The 22,757-nt window shown below is 53.2% G+C and carries 15 protein-coding genes; 10 read left to right on the top strand and 5 right to left on the bottom strand.

Going from position 1 to position 22,757, the window contains the following annotated elements:
* Positions 1–270 precede the first annotated feature (270 nt).
* Together G462_RS0109195 and manA are read left to right on the top strand one after the other, a co-directional pair.
* Positions 271–2,166: a PTS fructose transporter subunit IIABC gene (locus G462_RS0109195; RefSeq protein WP_026958739.1), complete on the top strand. Its 1,896-nt coding sequence runs from the start codon at positions 271–273 to the stop codon at positions 2,164–2,166.
* 97 nt (positions 2,167–2,263) lie between these two features.
* Entirely contained in the window at positions 2,264–3,457 is a 1,194-nt protein-coding gene (gene manA / locus G462_RS0109190) for a mannose-6-phosphate isomerase, class I (RefSeq protein ID WP_026958738.1), read from the top strand.
* 91 nt (positions 3,458–3,548) lie between these two features.
* Here manA and ptsP read toward each other — a convergent pair whose 3' ends face one another.
* Together ptsP and G462_RS0109180 are read right to left on the bottom strand one after the other, a co-directional pair.
* Complete coding sequence (gene ptsP, locus G462_RS0109185) at positions 3,549–6,053, bottom strand: phosphoenolpyruvate--protein phosphotransferase (protein WP_026958737.1); 2,505 nt, start codon at positions 6,051–6,053, stop codon at positions 3,549–3,551.
* Positions 6,050–6,364 (bottom strand): PTS fructose transporter subunit IIB, encoded by a 315-nt coding sequence (locus G462_RS0109180; protein WP_026958736.1) that lies wholly within the window; start codon positions 6,362–6,364, stop codon positions 6,050–6,052. The genes ptsP and G462_RS0109180 overlap by 4 nt, the downstream gene beginning before the upstream one ends.
* A 331-nt stretch (positions 6,365–6,695) precedes the next feature.
* Here G462_RS0109180 and G462_RS0109175 point away from each other — a divergent pair, with 331 nt between their 5' ends.
* The 5 genes from G462_RS0109175 (at position 6,696) to G462_RS23900 (ending at position 14,692) form a co-directional block, all read left to right on the top strand.
* Positions 6,696–7,751, top strand: a complete 1,056-nt coding sequence (locus G462_RS0109175) for a PTS fructose transporter subunit EIIC (RefSeq protein WP_026958735.1) — start codon at positions 6,696–6,698, stop codon at positions 7,749–7,751.
* 11 nt (positions 7,752–7,762) lie between these two features.
* Entirely contained in the window at positions 7,763–8,071 is a 309-nt protein-coding gene (locus G462_RS0109170) for a PTS fructose-like transporter subunit IIB (RefSeq protein WP_026958734.1), read from the top strand.
* Positions 8,072–8,176: 105 nt separating this feature from the next.
* Positions 8,177–9,010 (top strand): helix-turn-helix domain-containing protein, encoded by an 834-nt coding sequence (locus tag G462_RS0109165; RefSeq protein ID WP_026958733.1) that lies wholly within the window; start codon positions 8,177–8,179, stop codon positions 9,008–9,010.
* A 482-nt stretch (positions 9,011–9,492) separates the two neighbouring features.
* Positions 9,493–13,419 (top strand): CBM35 domain-containing protein, encoded by a 3,927-nt coding sequence (locus tag G462_RS0109160; protein ID WP_169720157.1) that lies wholly within the window; start codon positions 9,493–9,495, stop codon positions 13,417–13,419.
* Between the two features lie 127 nt (positions 13,420–13,546).
* Entirely contained in the window at positions 13,547–14,692 is a 1,146-nt protein-coding gene (locus G462_RS23900) for an ABC transporter substrate-binding protein (protein WP_157378591.1), read from the top strand.
* Here G462_RS23900 and G462_RS0109150 read toward each other — a convergent pair.
* The gene (locus G462_RS0109150) at positions 14,685–15,299 is read right to left on the bottom strand and encodes a DUF624 domain-containing protein (RefSeq protein ID WP_026958731.1); all 615 of its coding nucleotides are present in this window, start codon (positions 15,297–15,299) and stop codon (positions 14,685–14,687) included. The two genes, G462_RS23900 and G462_RS0109150, sit on opposite strands and share 8 nt — an antisense overlap.
* A 251-nt stretch (positions 15,300–15,550) precedes the next feature.
* Here G462_RS0109150 and G462_RS0109145 point away from each other — a divergent pair, with 251 nt between their 5' ends.
* Entirely contained in the window at positions 15,551–16,126 is a 576-nt protein-coding gene (locus G462_RS0109145) for a recombinase family protein (protein WP_026958730.1), read from the top strand.
* Positions 16,127–16,195: 69 nt separating this feature from the next.
* On the opposite strand, the gene G462_RS0109140 is transcribed toward G462_RS0109145, so the two are convergent.
* Together G462_RS0109140 and G462_RS24655 are read right to left on the bottom strand one after the other, a co-directional pair.
* Positions 16,196–16,432: a hypothetical protein gene (locus G462_RS0109140; protein WP_026958729.1), complete on the bottom strand. Its 237-nt coding sequence runs from the start codon at positions 16,430–16,432 to the stop codon at positions 16,196–16,198.
* 904 nt (positions 16,433–17,336) lie between these two features.
* Complete coding sequence (locus tag G462_RS24655; RefSeq protein ID WP_169720156.1) at positions 17,337–17,501, bottom strand: AbrB/MazE/SpoVT family DNA-binding domain-containing protein; 165 nt, start codon at positions 17,499–17,501, stop codon at positions 17,337–17,339.
* 1,275 nt (positions 17,502–18,776) lie between these two features.
* On the opposite strand from G462_RS24655, the gene G462_RS0109115 reads away from it, so the two are divergent.
* Together G462_RS0109115 and G462_RS0109110 are read left to right on the top strand one after the other, a co-directional pair.
* Positions 18,777–20,045, top strand: coding sequence for a site-specific integrase (locus tag G462_RS0109115; protein WP_026958726.1), 1,269 nt, complete (start codon positions 18,777–18,779; stop codon positions 20,043–20,045).
* Between the two features lie 35 nt (positions 20,046–20,080).
* Positions 20,081–22,429 (top strand): site-specific integrase, encoded by a 2,349-nt coding sequence (locus G462_RS0109110; RefSeq protein ID WP_169720155.1) that lies wholly within the window; start codon positions 20,081–20,083, stop codon positions 22,427–22,429.
* Positions 22,430–22,757 lie beyond the last annotated feature (328 nt).

Genomic DNA, 22,757 nt, shown 5'->3' with positions numbered 1-22,757 from the left:
CTTAAATCCAGTAAATGCCATAATAATCCAGTTTGAGTTTCGTTTGTTCCTACTGAGCTATGCGTTCTACTATTGATGGAACGGCGATAAGCTGGAAACTTTGGCACAAGTAGACAATTTCATCAATACTTGATATCTACCTGATGCAGATCACATTTAAGTACAGATGTCACAAATGTCCAGTAATTGCCGCTTTGGTTCACTATCAACAGAGGTCTGCCACACGCACAATTGCCACTCACAACACGTACCACTGATAGAGCAATACGGATGATTACCGAGCTGATCAATGAGCAGTTAATCTGCCTCAACCTACAAGCCAAAACTAAACAAGCGGTGTTTGAAGAGCTGATCGAGGTGCTGTATCAACAGCAGCGCATCAGTGACAAACATGCCTTCCTCAATGATATCCTGGCCCGCGAAGAGCTGGGCAACACCGGATTCGAAGAGGGTATTGCCCTGCCTCACGCTAAGAGCAAAGCGGTGACTAAGCCGGCGGTTGCCATTGGTATCAGCCGCGAGGGTATCGATTACGGCGCAGAAGACGGCGAGCTATCCAAGTTCTTCTTTATGATTGCCTCACCGGATGGCGGTGCTAACCACCACATTGAGGTACTCACTGAGCTCTCCTCCAAGTTTATTGAAGAGGGCTTTATTGAGGCCTTCTATAACGCCGAAACGCCTGAGCAAGCCCTGACTTTGTTGCTAGGGAAAAAAGAGCAGCAAAACCAACAAGAAGCTACCGAAGGGCTGATTATTGGTGTGACCGGCTGCCCTGCTGGCGTAGCGCACACCTACCTAGCCGCAGAAGCGCTGGAGAAAGCCGCCGCCGAGATGGGCTATGAGGTAATTGTTGAAACCAACGGCTCGATTGGCGTAAAAAACAGCCCGAGTGCTGATGATATCGCCCGCGCCGAGGGGATTATCGTAGCCAGTGACCGCCAAGTAGAGATGAGCCGCTTTGCCGGTAAACGCCTGGTGAAGACCGGGGTAAAAGCGCCGATCCGTAACGCCAAGCAGCTCATTGACGAAGTAAAACAGGCGCCGACTTATCAAGCCGAGGGCCCACAGCAGGGCGAGCAAAGCGAAAGCGCGATCAGCAAGGCGCGCGGCGATATCTACCGCTTCATTATGAACGGCGTATCACACATGATTCCCTTCGTGGTCACCGGTGGCCTGCTGATTGCCCTTGCCTTAGCCATCGGCGGCGAACCAACGCCTACCGGCATGCAGATCCCAGACGGTAGCGGCTGGAACAAGATCCTCGATGTGGGGGTCATCGCCTTCACCCTGATGATCCCGATTTTGGCCGGCTATATCGCCTATGCCATTGCCGATCGCCCCGCACTGGCCCCCGGCCTCATCGGTGGCTGGATTGCTAACACCGGCAGCTTCTACGACGCCGAAGCCGGCACCGGCTTTATCGGTGCCATCGTAGCGGGCTTTTTGGTGGGTTACTTTGTGAAATGGGTGTCCACCCGCCGCTATCACAAGTTTGTGCAGCCCTTGGTGCCCATCATGATTGCGCCAATCAGCGCCAGCTTGTTTATCTCAGGACTGTTTATCTTCGTAATCGGTGCCCCGATCGCCGGCCTGATGGAAGGCCTGACGGCAATGCTAACCTCCATGAGCAGCGGCAATGTGGTACTGCTGGGCATCGTACTGGGCGGCATGGCCGGCTTTGATATGGGCGGTCCATTTAACAAAGTCGCCTTCTTGTTCTCAGTGGGCATGATTGCCAGCGGCGAAACCCAGTTCATGGGCGCGATGGCCTGCGCCATCCCGGTTGCGCCATTGGGTATGTCTCTGGCTACCCTACTCGGCCGTCACCTGCAGCTGTTCGATGATGCCGAGATTGAAACCGGTAAAGCGGCCGGCGCCATGGGGTTGGTGGGTATTTCCGAGGGCGCTATCCCGTTTGCAGCCCGCGACCCCTTTGCGATTATCCCGGCCAACGTACTTGGCTCGATGGTCGCCGCCGTGATGGCCTTTAGCTTTGGCATCACCAACAGCGTGGCACACGGTGGCCCAGTGGTTGCCCTAGTCGGCGCTATCAACAAGCCGCTATTGGCGCTGTTCGCCATGGCTGCCGGCGCGATTACCACCGCCCTGGTTGCCATCGCCCTGAAAAAACTCCGCCGTCAGCCGAGCGCTGAACTGGCCTAACCCTTTTGCGGTCTTGAGCTCCTAATTCATACCGCAGCCCCTCGCAAGAGGGGCATTTTCTTACGTCGCCACCTTATCCCTAACCGGAGCCCGAACGATGAATACACTTCCCGTGTTTTTCACGATGGATAATGCTGTCCAAAATTACGCATGGGGAAGCCCGCATGCCTTTACCGAGCTGTTTGAGCTTGCCAATCCAGACCAGAAGCCACAGGCTGAAATCTGGATGGGCGCCCACCCTAAAGCCAGTTCTCGCATCGAGATCCATGGTGAGAAGCAATGCCTGAACCAGTTCGTTCGCGAAAACCCAGTGGCCGTGTTGGGCCAGCAAACCAGTGAACGCTTTGGCGAGCTGCCCTTTTTAGCCAAGTTTCTGGCAGCCCATCAGGCGCTGTCGATTCAGGTGCACCCGAGCAAGAATCAGGCGCACCACGGCTTCCATAAAGAGAACCAACAAGGCATCGCGCTGGATGCGCCCGAGCGCAACTACAAAGATCCAAACCACAAACCGGAGCTGGTATACGCACTTACTCCGTTCCTGGCAATGAATGGCTTCCGCCCCTTCGACGAAATCCTCGAGCTGCTGGAGCTCATCAACCTGCCGGCCATTAATCAACTGATTGAGCAAACCCAAGCACCGAGCAATGAAAAGGGCTTGGAGTGCTTTTTCAGCGCCCTGCTGGCGCTAGAAGGAGAAGCCAAACGGACGGCGATTACCCAACTACTGGCGTACATCGATGATAAACAAGGCCATGCCTTGTTTGGCTTAATTGGCGATCTGCACCTGCAATACCCCGACGATATCGGCATCTTCGCCCCGTTGCTGTTAAATGTGATCACCTTAGCGCCGGGCGAAGCAATGTTTCTGGAAGCTTGTACCCCACATGCCCATATCAAAGGCACGGCCATTGAGATTATGGCCAACTCTGACAACGTGTTGCGCGCGGGTCTAACGCCAAAACATATCGACATCGATGAGCTGGTGACCAGTACGCTATTTCTGCCTTCGCTAAAGTTTTGGCTAACCTCCCGCCCGGAAGTCGATGGCTGTGCCCTGCACTACCCAATCCCAGTGGATGACTTTAACTTCAGCTTGTACCAAAGCCCGCGCGAGCAGGCGGTAGAGGTACACTCAGCTGAGATTGTGATTTCGGTAGACGCGCCGGTTGAACTGACCCACGAACATGGTGAGCGTTTAGTGCTGGCGAAAGGGCAATCGGCATTCATCCCCGCTTATGCACGCAGCTACTGGGTGAGCAGCGGCGGTGCGGTGGCCCGGGTGTACTGCTAGTAAAAACGCTATAAACAGCGGCTAGCTCGCTAAGTAAAAGGGGTGTTCACTAACACCCCTTTTCTTTGCCTGGCGCTTACCGAGCAACCAGCTAGGCAGGCTCAAGAACCTCACCCAGTTCGGTATAGAGGATGTCGAGGATCTCGCTGGCGGAAGGCGCCGCTAACAACTGCTGACGGAACTCCTCGTGGACCAGCTTACGTGCAAGCTTAGAGAAGATCTGCATATGCCGATCGCTGTCTTGCTTATTCAGCGTGAGCAGGATGATCATCTCAATGGCTGGGCCATCATCTTGCCAGTCGATGGGCTTGGCCAGCTTGGCAATGGAGATGGTTGAGCTGGCGATATGCTCCGACTTGGTATGGGGGATGGCAAAGCCATTGCCCAGCCCAGTGCTAAACACCATCTCGCGCGCCCACACATCTTGCTCCAAGGCAACCGCTTGCTCACAACGCTGCTCAACCACTAAGTTGCCCACTAAGGCATGGATAGCATCTTCCTTACTGGTAAAGTCGGCATCGTCGAACACACAGCCCTCATCCATAAGACCTCGCTGCGCCTGAGTGTTGTGCCATTCGCTCAGCAAGGCCTCCAGCTCCGCCTGGGTCGCGCACTGGCAGGCTTGCGTGAACAGCATCTGACAGTCGGAAACATCCAATGACGCGAGCGTGGCTTTAATCGGCATAATCGCCCCGGCGCTCATACTGAGCTCAGTTAACCCGGCTCCCACAAACAGCGGCAGATAACGTGGGTTGGCCGCAATCTCGCCACACAGCCCCAGCCAGCGCTGATGACGTTGGCAAGTCGAGCTAAGCGTTTGCAGCAGGTTGATAAACGCTGGCACCATGGTCTGATACAGGCCAGCCACATGCGGGTTGTCCCGGTCGACCGCCAGCAGATACTGCGTCATATCATTGGAGCCGATGCTAAAGAAATCGGCCTCAGCGCATAGCGCATCGAGGATGAAGGCACAGCTGGGCACCTCCAGCATGATCCCCAGCGGTACATCGTGGGCAAACTCGATCTGCTCGTCCAACAGCTCTTGCTCCACCTGACAACGTAGCTGTTTCACCCAACGTAGCTCTTCGAGCGAGTTAACCATCGGGATCATAATCCGGGCATTGCCGTGTAGGGCCGCCCGCAGTAGCGCTCGCAACTGGGTCTCAAACAGCTCTCGGTATTGCGGGTAGATCCGCACCGCCCGGTAGCCCAAGAAGGGGTTTGTCTCCTCGGGCAGCGGCAGGTAATCGATGGGCTTGTCGCCGCCGGCATCCAGGGTTCGAAAGATCACCGGCTTGCCCTTGGCCACTTTCAAGGCATTGCTGTAGATCGCCACCTGCTCGAGTTCGGTGGGCGCGCAATCTCGCTCCATAAATACCAGCTCGGAGCGAAACAGCCCCACCCCATCGGCCTGCTTGCCAATGGCCGGCTTGACCTCTTTGTCGCTGGCCACATTGGCCGCGACCTCCAAACACAAATTGCCCGCCAAGGAGTCTATCTGCTGCTTTTGCCGTAGCTGCTCAGCCTGCTGCAGTTTGCGCGCGCGCCGGTAGAACTGGCGAACCGCCTTTGATGCCTGATAGATCAGCACCCCATAATCGGCCAGCAGCTGCACCATCTCACCGCTTTGCAGCGCGACCCCCTCCAGCTTATCGAGGCTGATGCAGGGAATATCGAAGGCTCTGGCGAGAATGGCGGTGTGCGAGGTTGGCCCTACGTCCACCAGCACCAGTCCGCGCAGCTTGGTTTTATCCAGCGCAATAAACTCGCTGGGGGTGAGGTGTTGTGCCACCAGCACCGAGGGCTCGCTGAGAGTCAGGGTGCTGCTCTGCGACTGTTCCGGATAGGCGATACACAGGAGCTGCCAGCACAGATCTTCAATATCCAGCACCCGTTCGCGCAGATAAGCACTGGACGAGCGCTCTAGCTGTTGGCGCTGTTGCTGGTAGTAGTCCACCAAGGCTTCGCCCAGCGATTGGGTACTTAGCCGCTGCTCGATCTCTGCTTGCAAGCCGGGGTCGAGCAACATCGCCAACTGCGCGTCGAGGATCTGCGCCTGCTCGCTGGCCACTTGGCTGCTGTTATCCAACTTCTCACGCAAATCCAGCTCCAGCTTGCGCCAGCTACGTTGCCAGCGTGCCCACTCCTGTGTGTCGGCGGGGCAAACAAACACCTCGAGCTGGCGGCTATGCGAGAAGCACACGCGCCCCTCGCCCAAGCCTTTGGCCACGGTCGTGCCACGATGGTATTGCGGCTGTAGGCGGGTTAATGAAGGCGGCAACTCCAGCGCGGTCGACGACAGTTTATCTAAGGGAGCGTCGCTATCCGCCAGTTCCTGCTCGACAAATTGGCCAATCCGCTGACAGGCAGACTCGGCCTGTGGCCCGGCAAAACTCATCACACAACTGTCACCATGTAAGGTATCGCTCCCTACCAGCGCCAACATACTCTTCGCATCCACCCGCTCGCCGGAGCGGTGATTAAGCAGGCTGATGTCACACTCGAAGGCCTGACAGCGACGGCTCAACTCGGTGGCTGGACGCGCATGCAGGCCATTGGGTAAGGGACAGATAAAACTCAGTTGGAAATCGGTCATTGTGGCGTCCTCCCGTTCATGGTGGAGAGGAGCAGCTGCTCGGTCTGGTTGAGCGCTTCACTGATTGAAACCTGCAGACAGGGCTTCCCTTCAAAGCGTTCCGGTTGCTCGATACGGATATCGGCAGCCAAAATCACCAACTCCGCCGCATCGATATCCTGACGACTGAGGCGATTCTCTACCCCCATCGCCCCTTGAGTCTCGACCTTGATGGCCACTTTAAATTGCTTGGCTGCATTGATCAGCTTATCGGCAGCCATGTAAGTGTGAGCAATGCCCGTGGGGCACGCAGTAACGGCAACAATCCTCATTGTGCTTCCTTGTACAAAAAACTTACAGCCAATATACAAAGCCGCCGCCACCGCGCGTCAGAGGATTAAATCGGCATTAGCTGGAGTTTTGTAACCATCCAGCCAAAGCTTGATTGAGTTCACATCCGCTGAGTGCCAGACACTCAATCTGCGGGTTTCAACGTGAGCTTTCTCACAGCCGTTTATAGTGGTTACAAAACTCCAGCCTCAGGTCGAATAGTCCCATTTATTCAAGCCATCATCGCTTCTAATAATGATCCTGCATGCTCCAAGGACGTCGAAGGCACCCGGTGAGGCATCCGGGAATAAAACACCATCACAGGAATGAACGATGAAGAACAAGATACTCGAACTCAAACGGCACCTGCTCACAGGTACCAGTCATATGCTGCCCTTTATTGTGGCGGGCGGGGTGCTGTTAGCACTCTCGGTCATGCTCAATGGTAAAGGCGCGCAGCCAGAAGGGGTCTTCCTCACGGGGATCTGGGATATGGGGATTGCAGGCTTTACCCTGTTTGTCCCGGTACTGGGCGGCTATATCGCCTACTCCATCGCTGACCGGCCAGCCTTGGCGCCGGGTATGATTGGCGCCTATCTGGCCAATCAAGTAGGCACTGGCTTTCTGGGGGCGATCATTGTCGGCTTTTTGGCCGGCTACGTGGTCAATCAGCTGAAGCGTATTCCACTCTCGGTACGCTTACGCGCCGTTTCCACCTACTTTATCCTGCCCATCGGCGGCACCTTTATCGTGGCAGCATTGGTGATTTGGGTGATCGGAACGCCAATTGCCATGGCAATGGCGGGGATGAATGAGTGGCTAAATGGTATGGCCGGCGCGTCAAAAGTGGTACTGGGTACTATCTTGGGCGGCATGACCGCATTCGATATGGGTGGTCCAATCAACAAAGTGGCCACCTTGTTTGCCCAAACCCAGGTGTTTGAGCACCCCGAGCTGATGGGTGGCGTGGGCGTGGCGATCTGCGTACCGCCACTGGGCATGTTCCTAGCCACGCTACTCTCCCCTAAACGTTACTCCCCAGAAGAGCGCGAAGCCGGCAAGGCTGCAGCCATCATGGGTTGCATCGGTATTACCGAAGGGGCCATTCCCTTTGCCGCTGCCGATCCGCTGCGGGTCATCCCATCCATCGTGGTAGGCGGCATCGTCGGTAACGTGGTGGCATTTATGTTCAACGTCGCGAACCACGCGCCATGGGGGGGATTGATCGTACTACCGGTGGTGGATGGCCGTCTGTTCTACCTACTGGCAACGCTGGCAGGCTCACTGGCCACCGCGCTGATGGTCAATGCACTGAAGAAACCGGTAGACCAACGCGAAAAGACCCCAGCCAGTGAAGCCAACAACGGCTTAGAGCTGGAATTTGATTAAGGAAAAGCAACATGAAAATACTAGGCGTCACCTCTTGCCCCTCTGGCGTAGCACATACCTACATGGCGGCAGAAGCGCTGGAAAAAGCGGCCAAAGACAAAGGCTGGCAGGTGAAGATCGAAACCCAAGGCTCTATTGGCATCGAGAACGAGTTAAGCCAGTCCGAGGTCGACAGTGCGGATATGATTATCCTTACCCGCGACCTGGCGATTAAGAACGAACAGCGTTTCTCCAATAAGAAAGTGGTGCGAGTCAGCGTCAGTGATGCGGTAAAAAAAGCGCCGCAGATTATGGAAAAAATTGCTGAACACCTTAAGTAGCAACGAATAAACCCGGGACAGTTAACACTTCCCGGGTTTCACACTTGTTTCACCAAAGTGAGTTTCGTATCGTTACGGCTCACATGAACGACCCGCGACAACTGGATGAAAGATCACTTCCTTGAGCTAATGGATGGCGCCCTGAACGAACTGCATGGCAATAGCCGAGTATGCTTTGCCAGTGATCAATCGCCTCCGCCACCAGCCAGCTATCAGGTTAACTTTCCACGGCTAGAGTTGGTGTTTAGCGGCAACTACGAGAGCCAAATCAGCGACCAACAATCGGAGCCGCTTTCGCTGACCCGAGGCGACGCTCTGTACATTCCTGCCAACGCCTGGAACAAGCCCGACTGGCGCCATGAGTGTTCGGTGCTAAGCCTATTATTTGGCAAGCAGCATCTGGGTTTGTCACTTGTCAGCAAGCCTGCCGTAGAGCAGACTTCCTTCGATGTGGTCAAGTTCAGTGTCAACTTGGGGCGCGAGCAAACCCTCGATTACCTCACCATGGCGATGACCAGCATTGGCCATAGCGTCCATTCTGAACAGGTGGCAAAGGATCTGGTTCGCTGCATTGTGGGCAGTTGCTGCGATCTGCTAAAGCACACTGAGGCACAGCCTGAGAAACGCTCGCAGCGCCTGTTCCGCACCATCTGCATCTATGTTCAGCAGCATTTTCACGAGACTATCAGCCGCGATAGCGTTGCCGAGCACTTCAATATTTCCGCCAATCATTTATCACGACTGTTTCGCAAAGAAGGCTATATGCGCTTTGCCGATTATGTCGCTTGGGTCAGGCTGGAACGCGCCAAGTTCTTGCTGCGGCGCTACAACTTTCGCCTCGATGAAATAGCATTGCGCTGTGGCTATAGAGATACCAACTACTTCTGCCGCGTCTTCAAAAATAAAACTGGACTCACCCCTTCCGAATACCGTCGCTAGCGTCGTTTCTCGGCATTGCACTTTTCACTTTGCACTACGGCACTTTTCACTTGCACTACGCCTTAGGCGCGCTAAAGCATTATTTGCCAGCCAGGGCGGTCTAGAACAAACTGTGACCTAACTTGCAAGTTAGCAAATCAGTGCATCTAGCTGCCAGCTGGATTAACCATGCCAAGTGGCAAGCTGCGCATATCCCCCCTCATACGACACCCTTAGCTCCGACGATGAGTGAGCACTTCACCGCCCTAAACCCTACCGCAAAAATGTAACCCACACCGCCTCAATTTGGTGCAGTTTTAAGCATCTCTCACCCAACAAAATCGTAACGTTACACTATTTACATAGGCATTTATTAACTAATCTATCCGCAAGCTACCGCTTGGCAACATTAAACCAACCATTGATCACAACATGTAACGTTGTGATCAATGCACAGCGGTGGCGATACAGCATGGAAGAACACCAACCAAAGGAGAAACACCGTGAATAGGCAACGCCGATATCCCTTATCAGCCTTGGTCATGCTCACGCTGGGCCTAAGCGCCCACAATGCCTCTGCCGATTGCAGCAGCCCCGGAGCAGGCTGCTACGTTAACGACAGTACCAACAGCAACTACCTGGATTTTCTGGATACAACCCCTTGGGTAGATAGCAGCCAGTACATCAACCAACAACAGCAAAGCCATAACTTCCCCGGCTACGGCGATCTTTACGACCACGAGGTCTATGGCCGTAGTCAGTTTGAGAACGTCGGTATCGTCTGGGCAGGCTGGCACCCGGATCACTACGGTACTGGGCAGAACGCCGCCCATAAGTGGGCAACCATTGACGAGTACAACATCAAGCGAGTCTCGTTTATCCCCACCTACTTCATTACCAGCTACGAAGAAGGGATTTACTGTGAACATGAAAACACCCCAACGGTGGCGGATCAGGTTTACTCACTCAGTGAGCTGCTAAAACGCGACGTGCGGGTCAACTACCGCCCGCATATCGACCCCATTCGCTTCACCGATGAAGGCCTGTTTGGCAGCAGCTACCGACCCGGTATCGACCCCAACCCCGGGGCAAAATGGTGGCGCGGCGAGTTCGATGAGCTCGACCCGATGGCCAGCGATTACCTGTGCGTAATCGACCAAGGCCTGCAGATTGTCGCTCAATCACTGGCGCAGGCGACGCTTCCGCTGGCTGAGCCGATACGCTTTGATCTGGGCGCCGAACTGATGGATTCAACCAAGAACTTCCCCCATCGCTGGGCAGAACTGGTTGATTATGTGCGCAGTCAAATAGCCGCCGATCCCTTATTGGCGGAGAACGTTATTCTCAGCCACAACTTTAGCCACCACGTGATGTATCTGGCCGAGCTGGAACAGCATGCGCAGTGGTTCTCGCGGATTGCTCTCAACCAACCTCTGGGCGAGAACAACAAGCAACTGCTGTTTGTCGATGAGATGAACGCCCAGCAGCGTAGCGATCTGGCCGATTACATCAAAGCGCTTGATTCGATCACTGTGTCGCAATACATGCCGCTGGATGTGTATGAGCCCATCAGTGCCGATCAGCACAACTCTACCGATGTCAGCGTGACCCCGGAGCAAGTAAAAGACGCCTTGCAACAGCATGAACAGAACTTCCTGCAGAAGGTGCTAATGGGTAAGCTCGGACTGGCACAGGTAGATATTCCCGCCTTTCACCTAGGTGAATACGGCATGGGCATTAAGGGCTTGATTGCCCCCAATGTATGGGATCGCGTCAACAACCCCGCCGAAGACTTAATCAGCTACGACGCCCACCAGGTACATGCGCGCATCGCCATTGACGGCCTGATGCTCTATATGCAGGACTCTCAAACCGTGGCCAAATCCCTGCTGATTTGGAAAGGTGGCCCGCCTTACGACCTGATTGAGTTCTACGAGGGCGATGGCGCAGGCATGGATGTAGGCGATGCTGGCCACGGCTATCCTGGGAAAAAGCCATACAACCCGCAAGCGGCTACCTCGCTGTATAACTACTGGCACGGTGAAGCCACCACCACACCCGAGCCCTGTAGCGTGAACTGCCTGTCGCTTACGCTTGGCATTAGCGATGCAGTGTTAAGCGGTGGCGCTGAGGACTTGGGCAACGGCTACGCCGATCTCAAGCATGGCTCGGTAATGTGGAACGTCGACCTGCCGGAGAATGCCAGCTACAAGGTCACCTTTGTCTATGGCGGCAACGATGGCGACAAACCCAATACCCTGGTCATTGGCGATCGCCAAGAAAGCTACACCATGCAGCAAGGGCTTGGCCAAGACGTCAGCATTGAACGCACCGTCACACTGGGTGCCGGCAACACCGGCTTTGGCATCACCGCCGACAATGGCGGCTGGGGCTATGTGTTCGTGAAATCGGTGACCATTGAGCAGCTTACTGGCGGTGGTAACACTGGCGGCGGCGATAATGGTGGAGATAACAGCGGCGGCGATAATGGTGGAGATAACAGCGGCGGCGATAACGGTGGAGACAACGGCGGCTGCACCGACAACTGCACCACCCCGCCACCGGTGGGCGATAGCATCGATCTCTCAGCCAATGATGCCACTCTCTCAGGCGGTGCGAGCCTCGATGGCGACTACGTGTTGCTACAAGGTGCGGGTAGCAGCGGTATCTGGGAGTTTGACCTGCAAAGTGCAGGCGAATATCAGATTACCCTGCACTACACCACCGGCACCAATGGCTACAAAGAGAACCATCTGGTAATCAACAACCAAGCCACCAAGATGGGCTTCGAGGCTAGCGGCGACAACAGCTATAGCACCACCACCCAACTCGATGCCGGCGTAAACCGCATCGGTGTAGAGGTGCGCAGCGGTGACTGGGGATATATGTGGCTCAAAGGTATCAGCGTAGCGCTACTCGGTGGCCTGGAGATCACCAGCCCAGCCAACCTCACCCAGCTGCCAAGCGGCAGTGACATTGAGATTCACTTCAACAAAGCTGGCCAGCAGGCGCTGGTATATAGCCTCAACGGCGGCGCTGCCATCAACTACCAAGGCGAGAGCCCCTTGGTCATTGCCAACCAAGGCGATGGCATCTATAGCTTCAACTTTGGCCTGGAAGGCAGCAGCATAAGCATGCCACTGCGGGTGACTGTCGGTGAGCAAGTGCAAAGCGGCTTTGTCACCACCAACGGCAGCCAGTTTTGGCTCGACGGCAAACCGTTTTATTTCAACGGTACCAACCAGTACTACCTGATGTACAAGCCCGAACAAATGGCCGAAGACTTCTTCAAGCGCGTCGCCCATACCGGGATGAATGCGGTGCGTACCTGGATGTTCTGTAACGACACCAAGACCCATGACGGTGTCTGCATCAATATGAAGGTGGGCAATGACTTTATCCTGAGCATGGACCCCGCACAGCGCAGTGCAGAGCAGCAGGCGATCATCGACCGCAGCTTTGAGTTGTTCGATAACTATGTAGCCCTGGCCGAACAGTACGATGTTAAGTTGGTGCTATCGCTGGCCGATCACTGGAACTACTTCGGCAATATCGATGGCTATGGTGGCTATACCAACGTGGCAGGGCGTGAGCAGTTCAAACGCTTTATCACCAACCTGTTCAACCACACCAATCAGCTCACTGGCAATAAGTACAACGAAGACCCAACGATCATGATGTGGGAGCTGGCCAACGAGCCGCGCATCAACGGTGATCTACAAGGTTTTTACGGCTGGGTGGATGACATCGCCAACCATATCCGCGAGCAAGCGCCGCAACAGCTTATCTCCATCGGTATGGAGTCCTCATTCGGCCACGCGGGTTCTGGCGATGATTACGACAACTTAAAATACGTCAACGATCATCCCAACATCGATGCTATCAGCGCTCACCTCTACCCCACTTGGTGGAGCATGACCGACCAAGAGAGCCTAGATAACTTTGACTATCTGGCCCAGCTAGCACGAGAGCTGGACAAGCCGGGCTATATTGGCGAATTTAGCTGGCCGGCCAATGTCATTCGTCAAGAGGGTAACCCCAGCGGCTCCACCACTGGCACGATAGAACAAGGCCTGGCCAAGCGTACCGAGATGTTTGCCCGGTGGTATGAGAAAGCTTGGAGTCTGCAAGATGCCATCGGTGGTGTGCTGGGTTGGCAACTATCGGGTTTGGAATGGGGGAACGGCAGTGGCAGCGTTGGCTCTTGCCAGTGGTGTTCAGGCCCCTATGGCGTCTTCACCGGAGGCTGGACCGCTAACAACGATGGCTTCCAGTACTACTGCGTTGTCAACGATGGAGAGTACTCCATTACCGGCATTGGCGCACCTGGCAACAATGTAGAGGGAGATACCATCAACCTGCATCTGCATGAACCGGTGTGTGACATCGTTAAAGACTACTCGCTGCAATACCGTGCATTGATGGAATAGCAAGTCATTGAAAGCAAAGATAACGGTCGCTCGGCCGTTATCTTTCCCACTAACCGAAAGCTGATCACGAAAACGCTACGCCAAGCGATTCCAGCCACAGCAGGCCATGTTCTAGCAGCTACACTCTGTGAAGTGGAATTCTCTGATAAGGCTAGTTGTGCTGCGTTTTTTGATTTTGCTGTTAACCCCGCTATTGTTCGTTTTCGCCACCCCAAGCTACGCTACCACGTCGCGATTTCTACTCGTTAGTCCCGGCTCTGCCGACAACCCTCACTGGCAAAACGCGGTGATGCTCGCCCAGCAAGCGGCATGTCAGTTGAATGTTGAACTTCAAGTGGGCTATGTCAGCCCTAAAAAGCGCAGCAACTGGCTAGCCATCTCTTCTTATATCGATCAAGACAGAGCGCTTGATGGCGTTATCTTTATGGCCCAGCCCACCGAAGACAATCAGGTGCTCTTTAGCAAGCTTGAACAACACGCCGTGCCATACATCACGCTGGAGAACAGTCTGCCACCAGAGGCGATGGCAAGCCTGGAGACACATAAATCTCGTTATCCCCGCTGGCTCGCCCACCTTAGCTTTGATGACGTGCAAGCTGGCTATCTATTGGCCAAAGCCCTTATTGAACGCGCCAAAGCCTCGCAAGCGCCGCCCTACCAGCTAATCGCCTTGAGCGGCGCACACATCGAGATCGCCAGACAACGCAACAAAGGGCTGCATATGGCCTTGGGGGAGTCGCCGGATGTGACACTCAATCAGCTGATCTACACCAATTGGGATCCGGAGCGCAGCCGCAGCCAAACGCTTAAGCTGTTAAAGCGCTACCCAGAGACAAACATCATCTGGGCGGCCTCCGACAAAAGCGCGCTGGGCGCCCAGCAAGCGCTTGGGGAGCTGGGCATCAAACCACACCAGCAAATGGCATTGGGAGGCATAGACTGGCAAGCCAACGCACTGAAGGCCATCAAAAAGGGAGAGTACAGTGCCAGCGTAGGTGGGCATGTGCTATTGGCAAGCTATGCCTTGGTCGAGCTCTTTGATGCCGCCAACGGTGCGGATCCTCAAAGCGACAGCCGCAACTTTGCCAATCTGGCAATCAGCCATCCCGGGCAGACGCAGGCAGCCTCAATGGCGACCTTGTCCAGGATTGATTTCCGCGCCTTGAGCCGTGCACTAAGCCCAGACAAGCGCGACCACCAGCTCACCATGGACAAGCTCCAACCCACTTCCCCAACACTACTCAGCAAGGCTTGCCTACCGCAGCCTAACTAGCCTTATCGTCAGCACTGGCAGCAAAGCTAAGGCCGCGCCAACGCGCCAAGCTCACTAACGCGAGCAGCCCCGGCATCCATCCCAACAGCAGCCCATAAAGCGGCGATATCCAGCCCATCACACTGCCAAATAGCATACTGGCCGCCAGCACCGATGCCAGTGCAGGCTGAGTCACCAGAGTAAACAACAGCGCCCGCACAAGCCCTAAGCCGGGCTTTACCGGCATCGCAACCAACAACAGCGCCGACGCCAACAACAGCAAGGTGAGCAGCATAAATGGCAGCAGCGCCAAGCTAAACAGCCCAAGCAGCGGCGCATCGCTTCCCGCAGCCATATTGAAGTACCAGCCAAGGGAGAACAGCAGTACTAAAAGCGGCAGCGCAACTTTGTTTGCATCGACAAATGCCGCCCGCCAGTGACCAAATAACAACGGCAGAGATTGAGCTTTTCCGCTTTGCTGATAGCCCTCGATGCCTTTTAACACCGCCACGGTCGCCGGAAACACACCCAACACTCCGCCCCCCAATATGCTCAACAGCAGCCAAACGATGTTTAGCCAAACCAAACGGGAAAACCAGGTGACAAAAGAGAGTAAAGGCGAAGTCATGACAAGCAAAATCTTAACGTTATGGAAACGTGCTTATACTACCAAGCAATTATTCACCACAGAAGAGTATTCAACATTAGAATAAAGCTACTACCGTCACTCTCCGCAAGACCCAATCCCTCAGTACCTAAAAAGACCGTTAAACGACACCACTCCCCTACCCGCCAAACTGGTATCAAAAACCTAGGATTTGTCAGTATTGACACCTCACCTTACGCTGACACCAATTTCTGATACCAAAGAGGCGCTATATGAGGATTTTTGCGTATTGCCGTGTGTCGACAACCGAGCAAACAACCGAAAACCAAATCACCGCTATCAAAAGTCAGGGGTTCGACGTTCGCGCTGATCGCGTATTCAGTGAAACAATTTCGGGCAGCGTTCAGGCATTCGCCAGGCCGGTGTTTAAGAACTTGGTGGACAATCGAATGGAAGCTGGAGATCAGTTGGTTGTGTTGAAATTGGATCGTTTGGGCAGGGATAACATCGATGTTCAGCAAACCATTGCAACGCTGCTCGAGCGGAAAATATCAATTCGCTGCCTAGATTTACCTATCGCAGACCTCGACAGCTCAGAAGGACGCCTGATGCTCCAGATGTTTAGCGCCTTCGCTGAGTTTGAGCGCAACCGTATTCGGGAGCGAACCAAAGAGGGACTGGCGCGTGCCAAGCGCGATGGGAAAAAGCTGGGCCGACCGGCCTCAAATAAAACCACCATCGCAGTAAGCCAGTGCAAGAGTGACGGCCTTTCTCAGTCTAAAAGCGCTGAGCGCTTAGGCTTGAGCCTAGCCACTATCAAACGGCATTGGAACAAAAGTCCTGAATGAAATGAAAACGCGACGTGGTGTGAAACCCGTCGCGTTACTTTATCCAAGTAGTGATTAGTCAGCGCGGCTTTAGGCGTGTATCTCTACTAGGAGCGCAGTGCATTTCTGCTCAATAATAGAAAAGTGATTCCCAGCCTCCTCAAGGGCTTCATCAGACGTCAGCGATTCGACGTAGCGACGAGGCAGCGATTGCAAACGTCTCGGCCACATCTGCCTGGCAGCAGACCTCGCTGTGTCCATATCGTCATGTACACAAGCAAATATCAGCAGCTTCTCCAGATTCGTCAGTTCATTCTCTTTAACCATTACAGAGTCTCCTATTTTGATATGGCTCATCAATTAAACCTCAGTTCTCGCAACTGACAATTTGTAGGCCACCGGCAACCGTTGATTGCTCCTGTAGAAGCCCAAGTATGGAAGCGGAAAATGATGTGAACATAGAGTTTTTAACTGTTCAAAATCAAATGCTTGAGAGACACCATAATCTGAGTCAGATCTAGTAAACCTGCCTCAGATGTATTAAATCCAACACGGATTTACGTGCTTTTCCTGAGCAGGCAGACAAATTAAAATGAACGCTCTACTGGCAAATGAGTGCACAAGGTTGTCATCCATTCTATTCCCACCACTCGTTCAGATACGCAGCTATAAGGGGCAACCACATGTTGTTCTATACGATAGCGACGGTAGGCTCTACCCCACAACAATTCCTCCGAAACACGTTGATCCCACATTACGAGGCAAACTGCTCAACAAAGGGATTGAGGTATCTTTGTTAGATCACTCAGTCATGCTTCACCTCATTGACAATGAGCATTGTCCAACAGCACTTGCACACAACGTATTGGGCGCTGTTACCACAATGCGCCCTCGCGGCTTGGAATCCACTAGCAATGTGCTAAGTATTGAGCCACCTATGGTTGGTCAGATAGCCAAGTTGATTACTGCCCCGAGCAGACAGTTCGTTCTTACTGCTTCGATGCCTCAAAGGTACATTGTTTTAGGGGCTGAGATTTGTGAAGGAAGCCAAGACATAAGCGGTGTCTATTTGATAAACAGGCTTCTTTTAGAAACATCGAGCTTGTGTGGCAAACATGTGGAGTTTCGAGACCACTAAACACTTAGCTTGTTAACTCGGAAGCACAAAAAACACAGCTAATCGCCGCTTATGTCTACTAAAGTGTTCACGCACAATTAGCCGGCTCAGACGTTATTGCGCCTTGTTCTCGCCAGGCTTTGAAAGAGATAAACTCCCATCGGGGTTATGGGTCCACACGACTTCATCCCCTTCCTTCCAGCCAAGTTCTTTTAGATACTCTTCGGGTATTTCAAAGAAGGGCTCTCCGTCTTCGTTCTCTTGAATAATAACTCGCATGTAGCTCCCTGCTAGCAATTGATTTGCAACCCGAACAGATTATAGCTAGGTCGGTTCAAATAAAGGCCTGCTTTCACCTCATTTTCTAGGTCTAGAAACTCACGCACCTCTGCGGCTCACACCAATCTGGATAAGTTAATGATCAGATATTGCGCAGGGAAAATCATTGAGGACAAGGAGGCGCTTGCCGTAACTAGTGGACTAATTACAAAAGCGTTGACGCTGTCATCGATGATTTTAACCAGCAAGAATGATCAGTTACTTATGTAGATTGGTATCACCTAGTCTCGCTTCATAACGCGGTCGAAATAGCCTGAAAAACCCATGGTTTTTTGGGCTATTTCGACAATTAATTTTGCTTTAAAAAACAGAATTTTAACGCACTATTTCCGTCGCTAAGAATCCTGGGTTCTTAGCGACGGAAATAGTGCTAGTTTTGGCATCTTCAAAACGAAGTCAAGACATGTGTTTCCCAGCAGTTATTACCTATCAGAAATCCCCTAATCTCACCCAATTCAGAGACACTAAAAAAACAAAGTCATTTTTTGTGACTCAGCGCACGCCACCCCTCACAAAAACCCAACCCTTAGTAAGTGAGCACATTTCAAGAGGAAACAAGAATGAACACCACAGCGTCAGATCCTACTGAGCATCTAATTGGGCTAAAGATTGAAACCAACAAGACCTTTGCTGACAATTTGGACCCAATCAGCAAGAGTTTCGCTGAATTTGCTTCCAGGTACATATGTTACGACTACTCAATCGAGAACTACTCAATCCCATGCATAGGTGCATATCACTCTCAGCCTAGAGGCCGAGCCAAACCCACCACCCAGCACATTGGGGGATTTGCTTACGCAGCGTCAGTCGCTAGAACAAGCGGTTTGTTAGTAGTTAGGAGAGCTGAAATTGAGCTAAAACTGACGAATTTAGACGTGATCGCTTTGGAGTTTATGTCAATCCCACCCTGCTCTCAATCATCTGCAATACAGCGAGCGTTCGACCTGTGGCTAGCTAACAGCAACCGTGCACACGAGCTAACCGGCTATGTGAGACAGCAATTAACACAGCAGGGCGGATTCGTTTGCATGGGCAATAGCAAACGCAGCAACGCCAAACCGACCAAACAAACACGTCACTGGCTCCCTCTCATCACTGAGCTGATTAACAGCGTCCTAAACGCTCCCGAGGCACCGGTTCAGAGTGGTGGTGGGCGCCAGAGTAAATCCCAAAACACAACGGAACAGCCCATACAGCACGATAGCGAGATGCCAAATGAGTGAATCGAGAGCCAATCGGGATGAACTATTGCATGTGCTCCAACGCGCTTATAGTGCGGCCAGTAGCCCTGGAAATGGGCTACTGATCAGCACATTGTTAACCGGGTTGAACCCGTATGTATTGATGCCAGAGTGTGCTAAGTCGCGCACCGCTAGGTTGGTCTACTGCAACCAGGAGCTGTATCTCGAAATTGATTGCCGAGCACCAAACCTAGGACTCGATACGCAGAAAAATGAGGGGGCGGTGCTAGCTATAGGTGATCCAATTCGGTTTCTGCTACCTCGTGAGGTAGCCAAGGCTCTGGAAGCGGACTGGCAAACCTTCTCCTCGCATCAGAGCGCGAGAAAAATGATACACATCTATCTCAAGTCGATTGGGTTGCCACAACGAGTGACCTGGAAGCAATTATCAATGGCTGCACACAAAGAGCTAGCACACTATGGCGCTCAAAGTGTGCAAGCCTGGGGGACAGACCACGCGGTTAGCTATTGCGCAGAACCAGCGGACACGCTCACTCTTAACTTCAATGATAGCGCCAAGACTCTGCTGGCCGAAGCCGGGATTTTGTGGAAATCAGAGCTGGTTTTAGCGCCACAGCGCGCGGTAGGAGCCGATGGCATCCTGCAAGCCGATGTCTTGAGTAAATTGCTACGAACATTGAAGCAGCGGGCATTGACGTCGCAGCAAGCCGCTTCACAATGTCGTTCCACTCACAATGTTGTCACCGCACACAACGCGTTGGGGCAACACGCTATGGTGCTCTATCTACTAGCAACAGGCTCGAGGCATCTGACGAAGCAATCGCTTCACGTCGGCGACATTAACTCCTTAAATCACACGGTTCAGGTCCGCCAAAAAAGCCGTTCGGGATATCGAGTACTACCTCTAGCGGCAGTCGCACATGAGGCTCTAGAAAACTACATCCAACATGCCCACGCAATGACAGGCACCCTAGCAGCATTGATAAACCCCGCGCTTTCAGGAGAAGTGCCACTATTTCAGACAATATCCATCGATGAGCAGACTCTTATGCTCTCAACCTCGCTAATGACGGCTTCGACGCCGATTCGAGATCTATTGCCACACCTCGATCTACCTCGAAATTGGCCTCGCAAGGCCACATTGAACGAACTCGCACAACACTTTGGCGAGACCGATGTAGTACGCGCGTTTAAAGATCATGACAAGATTGACTGCTGCACGGTCGCAGAGCTAGAACCTATTGCCGCACATCTAAACACGTGGCTAGCGGCGATGCTGTAATGTCAGTTACGACGTTGAGCCGAGTGAGATCGGTATTGCTAGAGCGCCTGACCAACATCGAGCAGTTAACGCCATGGCAGCTACAGGCCTGCACATTAATGTCATTGGTTGTGTATGGAGGTGTTGTTAGAGAGCCTGTTTGGCTTGCGTTAAGTCAGCGCCTGCTGAAAACAGGCGCTATCCAGCGTTGTGGCAACATCATTTGGCTTCCTTATGAGCTGGAACCCGGAGCCAACGAGTTAGCAAACATGCGAAACACAAAGAGTTGGACCCAGCACACTGAAGACAGATGTTACCCCGATACAATCACCTTGGCGTTTCTATGTGCGTTTAGTCACTGTGAAGCCTTCCCCACCACACCGTTAAACTGGGCAGATGTCGCGCGCGAATTCTCTTTGGATCAATCCTTTGAAGCCTTCTCCGAACTGATAATCAACAGTTGGCTAACCGAGCGGCATAGTCGTATTACCCCTTATCTAAGCCGTATACTCTCAGGCCAGTACAAAACTATTGGTCTCGATCATCAACGATATCGAGTTTGGGTAAGCGGCGTTGAGGCCCCCATTGAAACCCGCCGATTTGGCTCAGAGCCTGTCACGGATAAGCCTGCCGACGACCATTACTCACAAGACTACAAGCGTATTCGACAGGCTCTATCAACACCGTCTCAGACTCGCCCGCAGGCGTGCCGACAACTCCAAGCGCTATTGCCAAGCCTATCTATAGCAAGCCATTCCATCGTTGCGTGGTTAATCATGAAAATGGAACGAAAGGAAATTAAAGTCAGTACCGCCAAGGCGTATCTCTCACAGCTAGGCCCAGCCTTTCTCAACCTAATGAGTGCCCCTCCCCCACTAGCAACGAGGGCGGATAAACAGCAACTGCTCGAGCAATTAAGTGCGATATACGGCGAACCGAACGAACACGGTTCCAACCAACTATCGATAGACCGAGCGTGCCAAGTTCTTGCAGATCTGAACAACAAACGCATCAGCCGCGGGCGCTCAGCACAGTTTGTGAACACCTCCCGTATACTCCCATCTCAGTTCGCGACTACGTCGCAGCAACCCGCAGATGACATGACCGAACTAAACTGGTGGGCATGGTTAACCCTACTCCGGGAGGCAGGGCTACGAGAAGGTGAGATCTACCAAATCAGAAGAGCAGACGCGACGTTTTGCTCGGATGGCTCGATGGATGTGCATGTTCATAGGCACACTAAAACACGCAATGCAGATCGGCAGTTGCAAATCAGCGATACCAACACACAGTTGTTCGTAGCTCTGAAATCCTGGATGGCAAACACGTCCAAGCCTCTGCTAATGCCGTCAGACAAAAACTGGAGCGAAAACATAGTCTCCCAGAACGTAAATGCGCAGATGAGACGGACTCTGTATGATGAAGATGCTGTAGCGCACAGTCTCCGTCACTCCTATGTTTGCGAGAAATTCTCAGACATAGTACTCGATCCAGTGTTCGACAAGGCATGCCTAACTAGGTTGGATCAACGACTCGACGATTTAGCGACTCGTGTAGGGCATGGCAGCATCGAAACGACCCTGCTCCATTACATCCATAACGCAGCAGAAGTCATATCTCAGCGCCTGAATCTAATGACACCACTGATTGCCAACGCAACGATGGCTCAACTGACGGGGCGCAGATACAAACAGCACTGCAAAACTCAGTGCCCACACGATTTCCAGAGACGAATGTTAGTAGAAACATTAGCCCACTCTCAGCACACAACAACGCTGCGCTCGCGCAGCGGTCGCCCCAAACACCCGACACCACCTGTCAGCAACCCAGTCCCTCTTCTTGAACTACTGAGAGCCGAAATTCAACCGTTCACAACACCCGAATGGAACACACTGAAGACGCCTGTTGAAGAGCGCTTTTCATCAATGTTGCGCCGCTACCCGGGGCTGAGCAAAAATGGGCAACCTCAGCTCCCCCGCCCGCGCAGCGATATCGAGCGAGCTTGGTTAGAAAGAACCCTCGAATCAACCCTACAGCAACTGGAATCAGGCAACACCAATGCGTCTGATCTGCTCGCCGTAGTCGCCAGTTTCGACATCAAAGCGCGTCCTGCAGGATGCATCTGCGCCACCGCAACGCAAGCAAGGCAGATCCTAAACGTGCTATTACGGGTAATGCCTGACAACACTGAAATCTCCGCTACGGTGTGCCATAACAACAGCAACACCCGCATTGACCACACGACCTGGCAAAAATGGTTCCCCAAGTTGAACATTATGGGTAGCAAGTTACCGGCCGGCGCGCTGAGTATTCAGGTTACTCACGGCAACCGAACGAGCACAGCCATGCGACCATGGTTGATGCTAATTGGTTACTACCTGAGTTGTGGGCGTCGACAATCATGAAGCACAGAGGCGCATCAGTTGCGACATAATAGCGCCGCGGCTATTTGCGAGACCGGCGAATACAAGGGTGTTAACTTGAACGACTATTCTGAACCTTTCTCATAGGAGCATGATATATATAAGTATTTTTACTTTTTGCCCTAAACGCAACAGCGACATTTCTACGTATTGTTTATCGGGTTTAGCCCCGCGGGTGCGGGGAACTCAGACGAAGACGAATGCGAGCAGCTTAACGAACCGGTTTAGCCCCGCGGGTGCGGGGAACTCACGTTACGTTGGAAGGCGAAGTTGCCTAATTGCGGTTTAGCCCCGCGGGTGCGGGGAACTC

Origin of the sequence: Aliagarivorans taiwanensis DSM 22990, from assembly GCF_000429505.1 — a bacterium.
Taxonomy (GTDB): Bacteria; Pseudomonadota; Gammaproteobacteria; order Enterobacterales; family Celerinatantimonadaceae; genus Aliagarivorans; species Aliagarivorans taiwanensis.
Note: the sequence above shows the minus strand (reverse complement) of the source record. Positions and strands in the feature narration are given on the sequence as shown.